2 protein-coding genes are annotated in these 749 nt (G+C 71.3%); one reads left to right on the forward strand and one right to left on the reverse strand.

All coding sequences use genetic code 11. The annotated features are described in order from the left end of the window. On the forward strand, window positions 1-183 hold a 183-nt coding region (locus K6I34_RS37685; RefSeq protein WP_229332504.1), incomplete at its 5' end, for a hypothetical protein. Between the two features lie 252 nt (window positions 184-435). On the opposite strand, the gene K6I34_RS37690 is transcribed toward K6I34_RS37685, so the two are convergent. Then, window positions 436-749: glycoside hydrolase family 6 protein (locus tag K6I34_RS37690; protein ID WP_229332505.1), on the reverse strand; the 314-nt coding region annotated here is incomplete at its 5' end.

Consider the following 749-nt stretch of genomic DNA (forward strand, 5'->3'; position numbering starts at 1 on the left):
GTGCTGGGGTTGGTGACGGCGTTGGGCCCGCTGGTCGCATGGTGGTGGGGAGAAGGCAGGACACGCCGCGGCGACGGCGACGGCGGCGATGACGGGCGTGGCGGGACGATGGGCTCGGTGGTCGCCCCGGGAACGGAGAACGCGGGCGCGGGGCGGACGTTGGGGGAGCGGAGCCCGGCTTGAGCGGTGGGGTGCCGTGAGGCCCCTTGAATGAGCGGCCCGGAGAACTGTCCGGTCATGATGTGAAACCGCGCGCGATGTGAAACCGTGCGATGCGAAACCGGCTGACGTGATGCCACGTCAGTTTTTCTTTTTCACGGGGGCGTTCGGTGAGGCCGGTCCGTGAACCGTCATGAGACTGTCGGCGGACACGAGATCGGCGGCACGCGCGATCGGATCGTCGCGGCCGCCGAATTCCCTTACGTTCCTGTCGGGTTATCGTGACATGGGTGTGGCCTCTGCCAGGCGGAGGGCGTAGTCGGCCCACCAGTGGCCCGCCGGGGGCGCGCCGCGGCAGGTGCCGTCGGATTCGCCGGGGCGTTTGATCCAGAGGTAGGCGTCGATGAGAGGGCTGCCCGTCGCGGTCGTGGGCGGGGTGCCCAGGGCTCGGCCGGGCGGGTTGCACCAGGGTTCGTCACCGCCCGCTTCCAGTGCCTGCCCGACGGCGCCGTGGAACGGGTCCTCGGTGGGCGCCCTTCCGCCGGCACTTCGGGGGAGCGGGGCGGCGACACCGGCCCGGGGTACGGGAG

The organism is Streptomyces sp. UNOC14_S4 (assembly GCF_020740835.1).
GTDB lineage: Bacteria > Actinomycetota > Actinomycetes > Streptomycetales > Streptomycetaceae > Streptomyces.